Origin of the sequence: Mesorhizobium sp. WSM4904, from assembly GCF_029674545.1 — a bacterium.
In the GTDB taxonomy this organism is placed as follows: Bacteria; Pseudomonadota; Alphaproteobacteria; order Rhizobiales; family Rhizobiaceae; genus Mesorhizobium.
Map to the genome: position 1 here is coordinate 4,029,104 of NZ_CP121354.1, position 15,096 is coordinate 4,044,199.

The following is a 15,096-nucleotide window of genomic DNA, read 5'->3' on the forward strand; positions in this document are numbered from 1 at the left end:
GCGGGCGCCGCGCCCTCGGCCGCGGCGGCGGTCCGTTTTCTGTCCGTGCAACCGGACTGGCCAAGGCGAACACCGGCTCGTGCGGAGTGGGTACGGACCGGCTGCGACGCCCGTTCAGTATCTGATCACCCGGCGCTCGATCAGCACGACGATGCAGAACAGCGCGATCGACAGCGAGGACGAGAGCACGATCGCGGCGTAGAGACGGTCGGACTGGTAATTGAAGGTCGCCTGGATGATCAGCGCGCCAAGTCCTTTGTCCGAGCCGATCCATTCGCCGACGATGGCGCCGATCACCGCAGTGGCCGAGGCGATGCGGAGCGAGGAGAACAGCATCGGCAGGGCGCGTGGCAGGCGCAGGCTCCAGAAGATCTCCGAGCGCGTCGCCGACAGCACGCGGAACAGTTCGTGCTCGTTGTCGCTTGCCGAATCGAGGCCGCGGATCATGTTCACCAGCGTCGGGAAGAAGCAGATCACCGCGGCGATGACGATCTTCGGCGTCATGCCGAGGCCGAAGATCAGGATGATGATTGGTGACAGCGCCAGGATCGGAATGGTGTTGAAGAACAGCACGATCGGGAAATAGGCGGCCTGCAGGATGCGGCTGTGGACGAAGAGCACCGCAAGCAGCACGGCTGCCAGGTTGCCGATGACGAAGCCGGCCAGCGCCTCGATGAGCGTCGGTCTGAGATTGTCGATGAGCAGTGCGAAATTCTTCTGGAAGACGCCGAAGATCGCCGTCGGCGCCGGCACGATATAGGCCGGCACGCCGAGCAGCGGCAGGAGGTACTGCCAGGCGAACAGGATCGACGCCGCGCCCAGAACGGGTAGCGCAATCATCATTTGCGGGGAGAGCGGCGTCTGTCTCACGATGCGCGCTCCAGCGCGGCGCGCAATTCCACCATGGCGGCGACGATAGCGGCATCCTCGCGCTTGCAGCGATTGCCCTCCTGCTTGAAGGGCCGCATGTCGAGATCCTTCACCACGCGTCCGGGATTGGCGGCGAGAACGATGACGCGCTCGCCGAGATAGGCGGCCTCGGCGATCGAATGAGTGACGAACAGGATCGTCGTGCCGGCGCGCCGCCAGAGCGCCAGCAATTCGTCGTTGAGGCGGTCGCGGGTGATCTCGTCCAGCGCGCCGAAAGGCTCATCCATCAACAGCAGCCTGGGCTCGCCAAGCAGGGCGCGGGCGATCGCGACACGCTGGCGCTGGCCGCCGGAAAGCTGATGCGGCAGGCGTTCACCGAGACCGCCCAGCCCCATCAGTTCCAAAAGTTCCGCACTTCGGTCTTCGATCCTGCGCGTCAGTCTGCGCTGGCCGATGCCGAGCGGCAGCCGCACATTGTCGCGCACCGTGCGCCAGGGCAACAGGGTGGAATCCTGGAACACGAAGCCGACATCGCGGCGCGAGCGCACCGCATGCGGTGTGGCGCCAAGCACGCTGATCGTGCCGCCGAGCGGGTCTAGCAGGTCCGCTACCACCCTCAGCAAGGTCGACTTGCCGCATCCCGACGGGCCGAGGATCGACAGGAAGGAGCCGGCCGCGACGGTCAAGTCGAGGCCGGAAAGCACTTTGACGGCCGTCTGTCGGCCGCCGTAGCCGACATCGAGCCTCTGGGCTTCGATAGCGTTCGCCATTAGATCGGCATGACGTTTGGTTGAATCGTCATGCTGATCTACCTCCTTGTTGGAGCATGATCTTTTTCCGAAACCCGGTTCCCACTTTTTTGCTACGCTGACCTTCGGTTCGGGATCATGCTCTAGGCCGCGGGCGCGTCGAGCTTGGGCCGGTCGGCAGCCGAGAGCTCCAGGATCTTGGTGATGTAGACGTCCTTGGCGGCCGGTCTCCCGTTCGGATACTGGCCGACCTTGTCGAGCAGCGCCAGCTGCTCCTCTATCGAGGCGGGATCGAACGTGCCCCAGCCGTCCTTGGCGGTCGCGCCGTCGAAGGAAAGCTTGAGCACTAGGTTGACGGTCTTCTCTTCCCAGCCGAGATCCATTTCCGGATAGGCGGCAATCATCTTCTTGACGGCCTCCTGCGGGTTGGCATGCACCCAGCCCCAGCCCTTGCCGACGGCGCCGATGAACTTCGCCAGAGTGTCGGCATTTTCCTCGATTGCCTTGTCGGTGGCGAAATAGACGTCGGCGTAGGAGCTAAGCCCGAGATCGCGCACCAAAAGGTCGACGCGGTCATCGCCGACGACACTGAGCGCCTGGGTGTTGGTGATCCAGCCGCCGATGGCGTCCACATCGCCGCGCACCAGCGGCGCCTTGTCGAAGCCGACATTGACGATGGTGACCTCGGACGGATCGATGCCATTCTTGGCCAGGATCTCGTCGATGACGAAACGCGCTGTCGGCTGGATGCCGATCTTCTTGCCTTTGAGGTCTGCGACATTGCGGATCGGCTTGCCCGGCTTCGAGGTCAGCGCATAGGGGCCGGTGCGGAAGCCGCAGGCGATGATCTTGACCGGTACGCCGCTGGCGCGCGCGGCATAGAGCTGCGGTGTTTCGGAGAACTGGCCGAGCTGGGCAGCTCCAGAGACGACCGGCGGCACGGTCGAAGCGTTGGGGCCACCTGGGCTGAATTCGACCTCCAGGCCTGCATCCTTGAAATAACCGTTGGCGACGGCGGCGATGTCTCCGATCTGGCCGTTGGACATCAGCCAGTCATACTGGATGACGACCTTGCCGGCCGCCCTGGCGCTGGGCGTCAGCACCAGCTGCATGCCGGCCGACGCGGCCGCGACCGCTGCGAGGCCGCCCTTCACGAAAGTGCGGCGGTTCAATTCACAGTCTCGGTTCCCACTCATTTTTCGCTCCTGTTGAAGACTTCTTTCTTCCAAGCGCCGCTCCCTCGGCGCGGCGTCGTCTACGGCTGTTCGTCGTGGTAGTCGCCAGGGCCGCCGTCGAGCCAGGCGTAAAGCTCCCAGAGCGTGTCGTCCGGGTCGGTGAAATAGGCGCAGCGCGCATTCCAGACATAGTCTTCCGGCGGGCCGCAGAAGGGCACGCCTTTGGCGCTCAGTTCGCCATGCAGCCGGTCGATATCGGCCGGCGTGCCGAGCTGAACGGCGACGCAAACCTTGTGCGCATGGCGCGGCGATCTCAGGTTCGACACGCCGGTATGCCGGTTGATATGGTCGAGTTCCCAGGCGGCGAGCGTCACGCCCTCGCCATGGAAATCGGCAAAGCCCTCGGCGCGGCGACGCAGCCGAAAGCCGAGTTTGTCGACATAGAAATCGACTGTACGCTCGATGTTCTCGACCAGCAGGCAGACGTCGGAGATGCGGGTGAGGCTTGCCGACATGATTATTTCGCCTCGCTGGTCCTGGAGAGCGGCAGCTTGACGCCGACGCGGTTGGCGGCGCCGACGATGTGCGCGCGCATCGCTGCTTCCGCCGCTGCCGGGTCGCCTGCCACCAGCGCCTCGTAGATGCGCACATGCTCGCCGACATTGATCTCGACGAGATCGTGCAGCGGGTTGGTCATGCGGGCGTAGTGGATCGAACGGCGGATCTGTTCGCAGACGAAGGAGATGAAAGTGTGGATGTAGCTGTTGCCGGTCGCCCGCGCGATCTCGCGATGGAACAACAGGTCGGCGTCGATGCTGCCTTCCTCCCAGCGCTCCTCGCCGCCCATGCGGTCGAGCGCGGCCTTGATCGAATCGAGATGCTCCTGCTTGCGGCGCGCAGCGGCGAGCGCGGCGGACTCGGCCTCGAGGATGCAGCGCAGCTCGAACAGCCGCTCCATATTGTGCGTGTCCTTGAGCGCCTCGCGGTCGATGCGGATCGCGGCCCTTTGCTCCGGCGCCAGCACGAAGGCGCCGATGCCCTGCCGCGCCTCGATCATGCCGTCGGCCCGGAGCTGGGCGATCGCCTCTCGGACGACATTGCGGCTGACGCCGAATTTCTCGGAAAGCTCCTGTTCGGTCGGCAGCCGCGTGCCGGGATTCAGCTCGCCGGATTCGATCTCGCGGCTGAGGAAGGCGGCGACCCGGTGCGGCAGGGTCTCGACGGTGCCGATGGCGGCCAGTCTTTGTTTCATGAGAAAGTCTCCGTCGAGGGCAGCAGGCAGCCGGGATTCATCAGTCCCTTGGGATCGAGCGTGGCCTTCAGCGCGGTGACCATACGGCGATGCGTGGGCGAGAGCCCGGCCCAGAATTCGCGCCGGCGGCTGCGGCCGATGCCATGCTCGGCGCTGATCGAGCCACTGAGGTCGACGGCGATCTCATAAAGACCGGCTGTGATCTCCGCGCCGCGTGAGCGGGCATCGGCCGCGGCGAGATCGAGTGGCGGCAGCACGTTGAAATGGATGTTGCCGTCGCCGGCATGGCCATAGGCGAGCGGGATCCAGCCGGGATGTTCGAGCGCGACGAAGCGGCGCAATCGTTCGATCAGGGCTGGGATGTCCGTAATTCGCACCGAGAGATCGGTGCGCACGTGGTAGCCGCGCTTTGCTTGGCCCTCGACCAGTCCCTCGCGGATCGCCCAGAAGGCCTTTGCCTGCGCGCCGCTGGTCGCGAGCACTGCGTCGGCCACTAAACCTTTTTCCATTGCATCGGTGAGAAAGCCGGCCAGCACGCCGGTAAGATCGATGCCCGGCCCCGAGGACAATTCGATCAGCGCCTGGACGGGCGCTGCGACAGGCGCCGTCACTCCAGGATCGACCAACCGGGCCAGATCGATGCATTCCGAACCGATGATCTCGAAGGCGGAGATCAGATCGGAGCAGGCGCGGCGCGCCCGGTTGAACAGCGTGACCCCCGCTTCGAACGAGGCGAGGCCGAGATAGGCCGTCTCGACGCGGGCCGGCTTCGGGAACAGCTTGACCTCGACGCCGGTGATGATGCCGAGCGTGCCTTCCGAGCCGATGAAGAGCTGTTTCAGGTCATAGCCGCTGTTGTTCTTGCGCAGCCCGGAAAATCCGTTCCACAGCTCGCCATCGGCGAGCACCACTTCCAGCCCGAGGATCAGATCGCGCGCCATGCCGTAACGCAGCACATTAACGCCGCCGGCATTGGTGGCGGCATTGCCGCCGATCTGGCAGCTGCCTTGCGCACCGAGCGCCAGCGGAAACAGGCAGTCTTCGGCCTCGCTCGCATCCTTGATCGTCTGCAGGACGCAGCCGGCGTCCGCCTGAAGCGTGAAGTTCTCAGGATCGATCCGGCGGACGGCGTTCAGCCGCTCCAGGCTGACGACGACCAGGCCGGTTCCGTTGCCATCGATGGCGCCCGAAACCAGTCCGGTATTGCCGCCTTGTGGAATGACGCCAAGTCCAAGCTCGCTGCAGAGACGTATCGAGGCCTGCACCTCGGCAACCGACGCAGGCAGCAGCACGGCAAGCGCGCCACCGCTATAGTCGCCTGCCCAATCGCCGAGAAACTTCGCCATTCCTGCCGGCTCGGCAGTCAAGCCGTTGCGCCCGACGGCGCCTTCGAGAGCGTCGAGTATCTCAGACGAGAGACGGCGAATGGTCATCAGCGGCATAACCAACATCGGGCAATAGGGCGATACATATCATCCTACAACTTGGGCCGAGTCAATCCGAAGCGAGCGCTGTTGCCAGCCGAACTGTGGATGGATCTGGAGGGATCTCCGGTCTGCCGCGAGTCCGTGCGCTAAAGGTACGGCGCAACCTTCTTGCCGACGACGAGGAAGCGCAGCGGGTCGACCGCCTCGCCGTTGTGGCGCACTTCGTAGTGGAGATGCGGGCCGGTCGAGCGGCCGCTGCTGCCGGTCTTGCCGATCACGTCGCCGGCCGCGAGTTTCTGGCCAACGGTGACGTCGATTTCGCTGAGATGGCCATAGCGGGTGGAGAAACCGTTGCCGTGGTCGACCTCGACCATGCGGCCGTAGCCGCCGTTCCAGCCGGCCTTGGTGACGACGCCGGCGGCCGTGACCTTGGCCGGCATGCCGATCGGCGCCCTGAAATCCATTCCCGTGTGCAAGGCGGCCGTGCCGAGGATCGGATCGGTGCGCACGCCGAACGGACTGGTGACGGCGCGACCTGGGGCGGGATTGGTCAGCGGCAGCTTGCGCGCCTCTTTCTTGACTTGATCAAGCGCATCAAGAGCCTCGTCCAACTCCTTGACCTTGCTGTCGAAGATCATAGAGGAATCGAGCGGCACCAGCGGCCCGCCGACATCGTTCTTGTCGAGCTCGGCGTCGACCGGCAGGCCTGCGGCTTGCAATGCCTGCGAGATCGCATCCGCGTTCCTGTAGGCATTGTCAGCGAGCGTGGCGATACGGGTAAGCTGCTGGCTCTCGATGGCCTTGAGCGATGCGTTGATCGACACGAACAGCTTGTCGGCTCGATCCGCGGCGGTTTCGTTGTCGAGCGGATCGGAGCGTGTCGACCACAGCGAGAAGGGCCTGGTGTCGCCGGCGCTCAGGCTAGCGACGGAGTAGCTCGGGGCCTGCGAGAGGCTGCCGGTGATTTCGGCATCGGGCTTCGCCGGTGCATCGCTTGCGGCGGGCACGTCGCCGACCTCGTTTTCGGCACGTTCGAGAATCGGTCCCAACCGGCCATGACGCTGGCTGAGCTGGGTTTGCCTGGCCAGCAGCTCGCTGACCTTGGTTTCCATGAGCTGCTGGTCGAGAAGCTGGCGGCTGGTGATGCGGTCGACCTGAGCGCGAAGGGCGGAGATGCGGTCCTCATAGGCCTGCTGCATGCGCGCCTGCCTGGCGGTCGTGGCGCCGATCAGGTCGTCGCGCAACACCAGATAGGAGGTTGCGAGCAGGTAGCCGATGGCGATCGCTGCAAGCGCCGATCCGATGAACGCGGCGAGCCAGGGGCGGATGGTGAAATGCCTGATCTCGTTGCCCCGGGCGATGATGACCGTGTGGGGCTCCTTGCGCCTGCCGAAGACCGTTGACTGACCGTTTGGTTTCACGGGACCGAGCTCTCATTACGACTCCAACGACAGCCCGGGATTACACATTATTAGGGTTAACAAAGCTTTGCTGGCCGCAATGCGCCAGTAACTAATTCCCGCATTGCGGGTGCTGAATTGCGGCAGGGAAGGCCAGCAAAAATCGCGGAAGCTGCGGTCTCCGCTTCAGAGCGCGCGCATTGCCGCCAGCACCTCTTCGGCATGGCCCTTGACCCGCACCTGCCGCCAGATGCGGGCGATCCGTCCGTCCTTGTCGATCAGAAAGGTCGCACGTTCGACGCCCATGTATTTGCGGCCATACATCGTCTTCTCGACCCACAGACGATAGGCCTCGATCACCTTGCGCTCCTCGTCGGCGACGAGATCGACGGTGAGATCGTATTTTGCCTTGAATTTGTCGTGTTTTTTTACGCTATCGGGAGACAGTCCGATCACCACGGTGCCGGCCTTCTCGAATTCCGGCTTCAGCTGCGAGAAGCCGATCGCCTCATTGGTGCAACTTGTGGTGTCGTCCTGCGGATAGAAGTAGAGTACGACGGGCTTTCCCCGGAATGCGGCGAGGCTGAGGGAGCCGCCGCCGTCGCGTGGAAGATCGAACTGCGGCGCGACGTCGCCCACTTCGAGATCAGCCATATCGATGCCCTTGTCTGAGGTTACGCGCGGATCGAGCATCGATATAACGTGAAGCGGGGATTCGTCCACGACGAGTTCGTTTACAACGGAATATTGCTTGGATCAGGAGCAACCGCAGCACGAGAAGATCAGGTTCAGGCGTGACGAGATCACCGACCTGGGGATGTTTCCGTCCGCGTGCAGCGTGCCGCCGCTCGGCCGCGCCTCGGTGCGCCGCCGTTTCCGCGTCATCGGCCGGGTGTTTGCAGGGCTCTGTGCTCTGGTGCTTCTGGCGGCGGCCGGTGTCTATGTGCTTGGCACGTCAGGCATCGGCACGGAGCGGCTTCGCGCCGAAGCCGAGACGGCCATCGAGAAGCTCGCGGGCGTCGATGTCAACGTCACCGTCGGACCGGCGCGGCTGACGCTCGACGGGTCGAGCTTCATCGCCCTGCAGGTCAGCGACGTCAGCCTGAAGACGGCCGACGGCAAGCCGATGGCCGATGTCGGGCGCGTGCGGTTCGGCATGCGCCTGCTGCCGCTATTGTCCGGCGAGGTCCGGCTGACCAGCGCCCGGTTTTCCGATGCCCACATCATGGTCGCTGCGATGCCTTCCGGCGGCGGCGACTGGACGGCGGCGTTGCGCAATGAGGATGGTCTCGTCGATCCGGAGAAAGTGTCGGCGGCGGTGTTTTCCGGCGTCAACGAAGCCCTGGACGCGGTGCGCGAGGATTCGATGCGTCAGATCGACCTCCGCAATGTCGAATTCGAATTGCCGGCGGGCGGATCGGTCAAGCGCGTGACCGTCGCCGAGGCCACGGTCGCGCAGACCGGTACCGGCAGTATGGAACTCTCATCCGATGCGGATGTCGACGGCAGGCATGTCAGCCTGACGGCTTCCGCCGCACGTGATCCGAGCGCCAGGCGGATCGCATCGTTGGACGCCAGCCTCGATGTGGCGGACGCCAGCGGAACCCCGGTCGGGGGAAGCTCGAGCGGCGGAAACTCCGCCGCGCCCACTGACAAGCCCCAGGGAGGCAAACTTGGTTCGATTGCGCTGAAGCTTTCGGGCGCCGAGGCGTCCGGCGAAACGCCATCGCGGCTGGCGGCCTCGCTATCGCTCGGCGGCTCGGTGCTCGATCTCGGCTCACGCGGGCTGCTGCCGGCCGACGTCGATGCCAATGCCACGCTTGTGGCGGGGTCGAACAAGATCTCGATCGACGGGCTGCTATTCAAGACCGGCCGCTCGACATTCGATTTCTCCGGCTCGATCGGGCCGAAGCCGGCTGTCGCGGGCGAGGAACCGTCCTACCGCTACGACCTTGTCAGCGACGGCTCGACGCTCGCGCCGTCGGAATCGCCGGAGCCTGCGCTTCAGTTCCTCGCGCGCATCGCCGGCGTCTACCAGACCAAGAGCCGCAAGCTCGTCGCCGAGCAGATCGGCGTCCGCTCCGGAGGCTCGAGCGAGGTGCTAGGCACCGCTTCGCTTGCCTTCATCGACAACGGGCCGCCGGGTGTGTCGCTGTCGCTCAACGTCCACGACATGCCGGTCTCGCATGTGAAGCAGCTGTGGCCCTGGTTCTCCGCCCGCAACGCGCGGCTTTGGGTGCTGGATAATTTGTTCGGCGGCCGCGTGGTCGACGCCAATTTGCAGTTCCAGGTCGTGCCGGGGCGGCTCGGCAACGGCGTTCCGCTTTCCGGCGACGAGGTGTTCGGCCGCTTCCAGGTAGAGGGCTCGCGCTTCGACACGGCGGGCCGCATCCCGCCGATCCGCGACGCGGTCGGCGTCGTTGCCTTCCACGGCAACGACGTCGATATCAGCCTGTCTTCCGGCAGCGTCTACATGCCGAGCGGCCGCACCGTGGCGGCAAGCGGCGGCACGCTGACGGTGAAGCAGGCGAATGTCTCGCCGGTCATCGGCGCGCTCGACATCGACGTCGCCGGCGAAGCGCCGGCAATCGCCGAGCTCGCCTCTTACGAGCCGATCAACGCCATGCGCCATGTCGGCCTCGCGCCAGAGGATTTGAGCGGTACCGTCACCGGGCATGTGCGGGCCGACATTCCGCTGACTTCCGGCGTCGACACATCGAGGCTCGACTGGCTGGTCGCGCTGGACTACCAGGACCTTTCTTTAGCCAAGCCATTCGAGGACCAGACTGTCACCGAGGCCGACGGCTCAATCACCGTCGGCCCCGACCGCGCGGTGATATCGGCCAAGGCGAAGCTGAACGGCATTCCGGCCGAGCTCGATCTGGTCGAGCCGCTCGAGGACAAGGGGCCGCCGCGCAGCCGCAAGGTCGCGCTGGTGCTCGACGATAAGACCCGCGACGCAACGATGCCCGGCCTGTCGCCGCTGCTTTCAGGCACCATCAAAGTGGCGATCGACAAGAGCGGCGAGGGCAGCCAGAGCGTCGAGGCCGACCTGACCAGCGCCAAGCTCGACATTCCCTGGGTCGGTTGGAGCAAGGGGGCAGGCATTCCGGCCAAGGCCACCTTCACGATGGCAAAGTTCGGCAGCACCACCACGCTGTCGGATTTCGCGCTCGACGGAAAGAGCTTTTCGGTCGACGGCGATGTGACGCTGGTCAATGGGGCGCTATCCTCGGCTCGCTTCAGCAAGGTCGCGCTCAACCGGGGCGACGATGTCGCAGTCTCGGTGAAGCGATCGGGCAAGAGCTACGCCGTCGATGTCAGCGGCGAGTCCCTCGATGCCCGTTCGCTGATCAAGCAGTTCACCTCCGATGTCGACACGGCCACGAAAGGCGCCGGCGCCGACGCGATCTCGGTCAGCGCCGACGTGAAATCGCTGACCGGCTTCCACGACGAGGTGTTGTCGAACCTGAAACTGGACTACAGCGGCGCCGGCTTCCGGGTGAACGGTCTCGATGTCAGCGCGACGGCGAGTTCCGGTGCGGCGATCACCGTCAGGAACACCACAGGCGACGGCGGCCGGTCGCTCAGGATGAAGTCGGCCGATGCCGGTGCGATCCTGCGTTTCCTCAACATCTACGAGCATATGGAGGGCGGGGCGATCACGCTGTCGCTTGCGGGCGCCGCCGACGGGCCGATGAAGGGGCAGGTCGATGCCAGCAATTTCTACGTCGTCAACGAGCCGAAGCTCGCTTCGATCGTGTCGACGAAGCCGGCCGGCGATACGCGGAGCCTCAACCAGGCGGTGAAGGCCGACATCGACACCTCAAGGGTGCAGTTCGAGCGCGGCTTTGCCGAGATCGACAAGGGCTCGGGTTATCTGAGGCTCGCAAACGGCCTGCTGCGCGGCCCGCGCATCGGCACGACTTTCCAAGGCACGCTCTACGACCAGGACAACAACATGGATATGACCGGCACCTTCATGCCGGTCTACGGGCTGAACCGCATCTTCGGCGAATTGCCGCTGTTCGGCCCGCTGCTTGGCAATGGCCGCGACCGCGGCCTGATCGGCGTTACCTACAGGCTGCGCGGCAACGCCAACAAGCCGACCCTCAACATCAATCCGCTGTCCGTGGTGGCGCCAGGGATATTCAGGTCGATCTTCGAGTACAGGTAAGTGCAGGCTGCGCATCGCATGACCAGAGGGCTTGGACCGGCCTTGATGTCGCAGCGGCGGGCGATCACGGGCTTGGGACTTGCAAAAACAGCACTTTGCCGTCAGCCTGAGCGGATGATGGCAAGGCTATCGCCAAAACATCTCATCGTCATGCTGCTGGCTGTCTTTCTGACCGCCGGGTTCAGCCTGTCTGCCGCTCAGGCTGACGTCATGTCGGCCACGATGGCGAGCGGCATGGCTATGACCGTCGATGCGGGCATGGGCGCCGGCAGCGCAATGAAGAGCGATTGCAAGGCGTGCCTCAAGGACACGGGCGATAGCCTGAAGCAGTGTCCGCCTGTCTGCATTGCGCCCGTGCTCGCCGTGCTGCCGCAGGACTTTGCCATGACGACGGTGCTCCACTTGCAACAGCCATCGGCGGAGCCCACTCCGTTCCTGCGCGGGCGAAGTTCTCTGCCCGATCCATACCCTCCTAGACCCAGCGCCTGACGCCGTTTCAGCCGCACCACGGCTGATCCCCGGCGCCTGATCGCCTGCGCGCGCATGGTTGCGCCGTGGGTGCGCAAGGCAGGTCGATGCCGAACCACTCGCCATCGATCGAGATCGCAAAGGGTCAGAAGGGTGAAATACGAATCCAATTATTGCATATCACGCCGTGGGTTTCTCGCGGCAGTGGCGAGCGCTGCCGCGTCCGCTTCGCTGCGTCCCGTACGCGCCTCCGCCGTCGATGAACGCTCGCTCAAGGTCGCGCCAGGCAAGGCGCGGTTCGGCGACGCCGACGGTCCATTCACGCCTGTCTGGGCCTATCACGGAACCATCCCCGGTCCAACGCTGCGGCTCAGGCAAGGTCAGCCGGTCCGCATCACAGTCGAAAACGGGTTGGATGAGGACACGACCGTCCACTGGCACGGCATCCGCCTGCCGAATGCCATGGACGGCGTCCCCGGCTTGACTCAGCCACCAATCGGGCCTGGCGAAAGCTTCGTCTACGAATTCACGCCGCCGGACGCGGGCACCTTCTGGTACCATCCGCATACCGATAGCCTCGTGCAGCTTGGCAGTGGATTGGCTGGCCCGCTCATCGTCGAGGAGGCCGAGCCGGCCGCCTTCGACCGTGACCTTCTGTGGCTGCTGCAGGACTGGCGGCTCACCAAAGACGGCCAGATCGCCGGCGGCTTCGGGAGCATGATGGATGCCTCGATGTCCGGCCGCGTCGGCAATGTGGTCACCATCAACGGGCAGGCGCCGACGGACCAGAGCGTAAGGGCCGGCGAGCGCGTCAGGCTCCGGCTCGCCAATGCCGCACTTGCCCGCATGATGGCCCTGCGCTTCGAAGGCCACCGTCCGGTTATCGTCGCGGTCGACGGCCAGCCGTGCGAGCCGCATGAGCCGGCTGACGGTCGTCTTGTGCTTGCACCGGCAACGCGCATCGACGTCGTGCTCGACATGCAAGGCGACCCCGGTAGCCGGCATGCCGTGATCGACGACTTCTACGATGGGCTTGCCTATATGCTGACCAATCTTGCTTATGATAAGAGGCCCCCGCTCAGGGCGCATCCGCTCGACGCCCGCCTTGCCCTGCCTCGCAACCCGCTGCCTGCGCCGAACCTCGCGAACGCCGTGCGCCAGGAAATCGTGCTGCAAGGCGGCATGATGGGCGGCGGCAAGCTCGCCGGCGTCGGCGGCATGATGGGCATGGGCATGCCCGGCATGAAGGGCTCCCCCGCCTGGGCGATCAACGGCATGTCGATGACCGGCGACGGCCATGCCGGCATGGCGCCGCAGTTCACGCTCGAGCGGGGCGCGACCTGCCGTCTCACCATGCGCAACGAAACCGCCTGGTGGCACCCGATGCATGTCCACGGCTTCAGCCTCGCGGTGCTGTCGCGCAACGGTGCGCCCGTGCCGCACAGGCAATGGCAGGACACGGTGCTTCTAGCCCCCAAGGACGTGATCGAATGCGCCTTCGTCGCCGACAATCCCGGCGACTGGATGCTGCACTGCCACGTCGCCGACCACCAGATGGCCGGTTTGATGACCGTGTTCCGGGTGACCTGATTCTCAATCCAACCCATCAAACAAGGAGAACTGCAAAAATGAAACTGACCTACGCGCTGACCGCCCTCGGCCTTGCAATCGCAACGCCGCTGCCGGCACTGGCCGCGACGATCGAGGCGGTGATGTACAAGAACCCGCAATGCAGCTGCTGCGAGGCCTATGCCGCCTACCTCGAAAAGAACGGCTTCAAGGTCGACATCAAGCCGGTCAACAATCTCTCGCAGATCAGCAGCGATGCCGGCGTGCCCGCTGACCTCGAAGGCTGCCACACGATCATGGTCGACGGCTATGTCGTCGATGGCCTGGTGCCTGTCGAGAACGTCAAGAAGCTCTTGACCGAACGGCCCGCCATCGCGGGCATCACGCTCGCCGGCATGCCGGCCGGCGCGCCCGGCATGGGCGGCGAGAAGAGCGAGACCTGGACGGTCTATGCCTTCACCAAGGATGGCAAGGCGCCGACCGTCTACGCGACGGAATGAGCGCCATGACCGCACGCAAACTGGCCGTGACCCTTTCGGCGATACTGCTTGCGGCCTCGCTGCCCGCAGCGGCGGCGGAGGCGCCGCAGAACTTCGCCGTTCTCGACACGCCCGCCGCGCTGCCGGAGATCAGCTTCGCGGACGCCGCCGGCCAGCCGAAGACGCTGGCCGGCTATGCCGGCAAGGTGGTGCTGCTCAACGTCTGGGCGACGTGGTGCGGGCCCTGCCGCAAGGAAATGCCGACGCTTGACCGGCTGCAGGCCAAGCTCGGCGGACCGGACTTCGAGGTCGTCGCGCTGTCGATGGACCGGAAAGGCCCTGATGCCGTGAGGAAGTTCTTCGCCGAGACGGACGTCACGCACCTTGCGCCGAACATCGACACTTCGGCCCAGGCGATGTTCACGCTCGGCGCCGTCGGCCTGCCGATGACGCTGCTGATCGACCGGCAAGGCAAGGAGATAGGGCGGCTGATCGGCCCGGCCGAGTGGGACGCCCCCGACATGGTCGACTTCATCCGCGCCCGCATCGCCGCCAAATGAGAAAGGAAACGACATGACAACGACCGAACTGACCCGAAGCGGTCAAGTTTCACTGGGCCGCCAATCCATCGTTCGCTCTATTGCAGGCGGACGCCGCGGCTTGGTCGCTGGCGGCGTAGCGATCGCCGTCGCTGGCCTTGCCTTCAACTGGTCGTGGCTTGTCGCCGCCGGCGTCGCGCCGGTGCTGCTCAGCATCCTGCCTTGCGCGGCCATGTGCGCGCTTGGGCTGTGTATGAACCGGATAGCGGGCCGTTCATGCGCGACCGAAAACGTTTCTTCCGGAGAAGCCGCCGACGGTCCGAAAGCGCTTCCCGCCGACACGAAAGGCAGTGATTGATGTCCGTCTGGGTGCAAAGTCAGTCGGTGGCCCGGTGTGTTTCGTTGGTTCGGGACCAGTGGATGCGCTTGCTATGCGCCCTGTTCGCACTGACGGCGCTCGCCGTCGGCTTCGCGCATGGCGCACGCGCGCACTCGCTGGATGACATCGACGCCATGCTGCGGAACGACGAGAAGTATTTCCAGCCAATCGACAAGCCGCTGCCGGACTTCACGCTGCGTGCCGCCGACGGGCGCGTCTTGCGCCCGGCCGACCTCGTCGGCAAGGTCGTCGTGCTCCACTTCATCTACACCTCATGCCCGGACGTTTGCCCGCTGCATGCCGAAAAGATCGCCGAGGTCCAGAAGATGGTGAACTCGACTCCGATGAAGGATCGGGTCGTCTTCATCAGCATAACCACCGACCCGCGCAAAGACACGCCCGACCTCGTCACCTTCGTCAACGCGCTCACCAACAACGTCGAGCGCCCGCACCATGATCAGGGCGAAGGCTGGCTGGCGAAACTGAAGAACCTGCTGTGAGGCAGAACCATCGCTCCGGAGAGGAAAGGGAAGCACATGTTCACCAGGACGCACACGAGCCGATTTTTCGGAAGCATCTTTCGCACCATCTTGCTCGCTGCACTGGCGGGAT

Annotated in this window: 15 protein-coding genes; 7 read left to right on the forward strand and 8 right to left on the reverse strand. The window is 64.8% G+C overall.

Translation table 11 applies throughout. The features are described 5' to 3' along the window. Window positions 1-114 precede the first annotated feature (114 nt). The 8 genes from QAZ47_RS19230 to QAZ47_RS19265 form a co-directional block, all read right to left on the reverse strand. Entirely contained in the window at window positions 115-870 is a 756-nt protein-coding gene (locus tag QAZ47_RS19230) for an ABC transporter permease (protein WP_278202285.1), read from the reverse strand. Next, a complete protein-coding gene (locus tag QAZ47_RS19235; RefSeq protein ID WP_278202286.1) occupies window positions 867-1,640 on the reverse strand; it encodes an ABC transporter ATP-binding protein in 774 nt (257 codons plus the stop codon). Before QAZ47_RS19235 ends, QAZ47_RS19230 begins: the two co-directional genes overlap by 4 nt. Before the next feature lie 122 nt (window positions 1,641-1,762). Next, window positions 1,763-2,815: an ABC transporter substrate-binding protein gene (locus QAZ47_RS19240; protein ID WP_278230406.1), complete on the reverse strand. Its 1,053-nt coding sequence runs from the start codon at window positions 2,813-2,815 to the stop codon at window positions 1,763-1,765. 59 nt (window positions 2,816-2,874) lie between these two features. Then, the gene (locus QAZ47_RS19245) at window positions 2,875-3,309 is read right to left on the reverse strand and encodes a VOC family protein (protein ID WP_278202288.1); all 435 of its coding nucleotides are present in this window, start codon (window positions 3,307-3,309) and stop codon (window positions 2,875-2,877) included. Between the two features lie 2 nt (window positions 3,310-3,311). After that, on the reverse strand, window positions 3,312-4,046 hold the full coding sequence (locus QAZ47_RS19250) for a FadR/GntR family transcriptional regulator (RefSeq protein ID WP_278202289.1): 735 nt from the start codon (window positions 4,044-4,046) through the stop codon (window positions 3,312-3,314). Further along, window positions 4,043-5,479, reverse strand: a complete 1,437-nt coding sequence (locus tag QAZ47_RS19255; RefSeq protein WP_278202290.1) for an FAD-binding oxidoreductase — start codon at window positions 5,477-5,479, stop codon at window positions 4,043-4,045. The genes QAZ47_RS19250 and QAZ47_RS19255 overlap by 4 nt, the downstream gene beginning before the upstream one ends. Before the next feature lie 140 nt (window positions 5,480-5,619). After that, entirely contained in the window at window positions 5,620-6,894 is a 1,275-nt protein-coding gene (locus QAZ47_RS19260; RefSeq protein WP_278202291.1) for a M23 family metallopeptidase, read from the reverse strand. A gap of 165 nt (window positions 6,895-7,059) precedes the next feature. Beyond that, window positions 7,060-7,527 carry a peroxiredoxin gene (locus QAZ47_RS19265; RefSeq protein WP_278230408.1) on the reverse strand — a complete coding sequence of 156 codons (468 nt, stop codon included), beginning with the start codon at window positions 7,525-7,527 and terminating at the stop codon, window positions 7,060-7,062. 97 nt (window positions 7,528-7,624) lie between these two features. Here QAZ47_RS19265 and QAZ47_RS19270 point away from each other — a divergent pair, with 97 nt between their 5' ends. The 7 genes from QAZ47_RS19270 to QAZ47_RS19300 all read left to right on the forward strand — a co-directional run bounded on the left by QAZ47_RS19270 (window position 7,625) and on the right by QAZ47_RS19300 (window position 14,984). Then, window positions 7,625-11,050 (forward strand): DUF3971 domain-containing protein, encoded by a 3,426-nt coding sequence (locus tag QAZ47_RS19270; protein WP_278230410.1) that lies wholly within the window; start codon window positions 7,625-7,627, stop codon window positions 11,048-11,050. A gap of 18 nt (window positions 11,051-11,068) precedes the next feature. Beyond that, window positions 11,069-11,539 carry a hypothetical protein gene (locus tag QAZ47_RS19275; RefSeq protein ID WP_278230411.1) on the forward strand — a complete coding sequence of 157 codons (471 nt, stop codon included), beginning with the start codon at window positions 11,069-11,071 and terminating at the stop codon, window positions 11,537-11,539. A gap of 132 nt (window positions 11,540-11,671) precedes the next feature. Continuing rightward, on the forward strand, window positions 11,672-13,108 hold the full coding sequence (locus QAZ47_RS19280; protein ID WP_278230412.1) for a multicopper oxidase family protein: 1,437 nt from the start codon (window positions 11,672-11,674) through the stop codon (window positions 13,106-13,108). 38 nt (window positions 13,109-13,146) lie between these two features. Continuing rightward, window positions 13,147-13,587 carry a DUF411 domain-containing protein gene (locus QAZ47_RS19285; protein ID WP_278230414.1) on the forward strand — a complete coding sequence of 147 codons (441 nt, stop codon included), beginning with the start codon at window positions 13,147-13,149 and terminating at the stop codon, window positions 13,585-13,587. A gap of 5 nt (window positions 13,588-13,592) precedes the next feature. Next, window positions 13,593-14,126: a TlpA disulfide reductase family protein gene (locus QAZ47_RS19290; protein ID WP_278230415.1), complete on the forward strand. Its 534-nt coding sequence runs from the start codon at window positions 13,593-13,595 to the stop codon at window positions 14,124-14,126. Window positions 14,127-14,139: 13 nt separating this feature from the next. Further along, window positions 14,140-14,463, forward strand: a complete 324-nt coding sequence (locus QAZ47_RS19295; RefSeq protein ID WP_278230416.1) for a hypothetical protein — start codon at window positions 14,140-14,142, stop codon at window positions 14,461-14,463. After that, window positions 14,463-14,984 (forward strand): SCO family protein, encoded by a 522-nt coding sequence (locus tag QAZ47_RS19300; protein WP_278230417.1) that lies wholly within the window; start codon window positions 14,463-14,465, stop codon window positions 14,982-14,984. Before QAZ47_RS19295 ends, QAZ47_RS19300 begins: the two co-directional genes overlap by 1 nt. The last annotated feature ends 112 nt before the right edge of the window (window positions 14,985-15,096 follow it).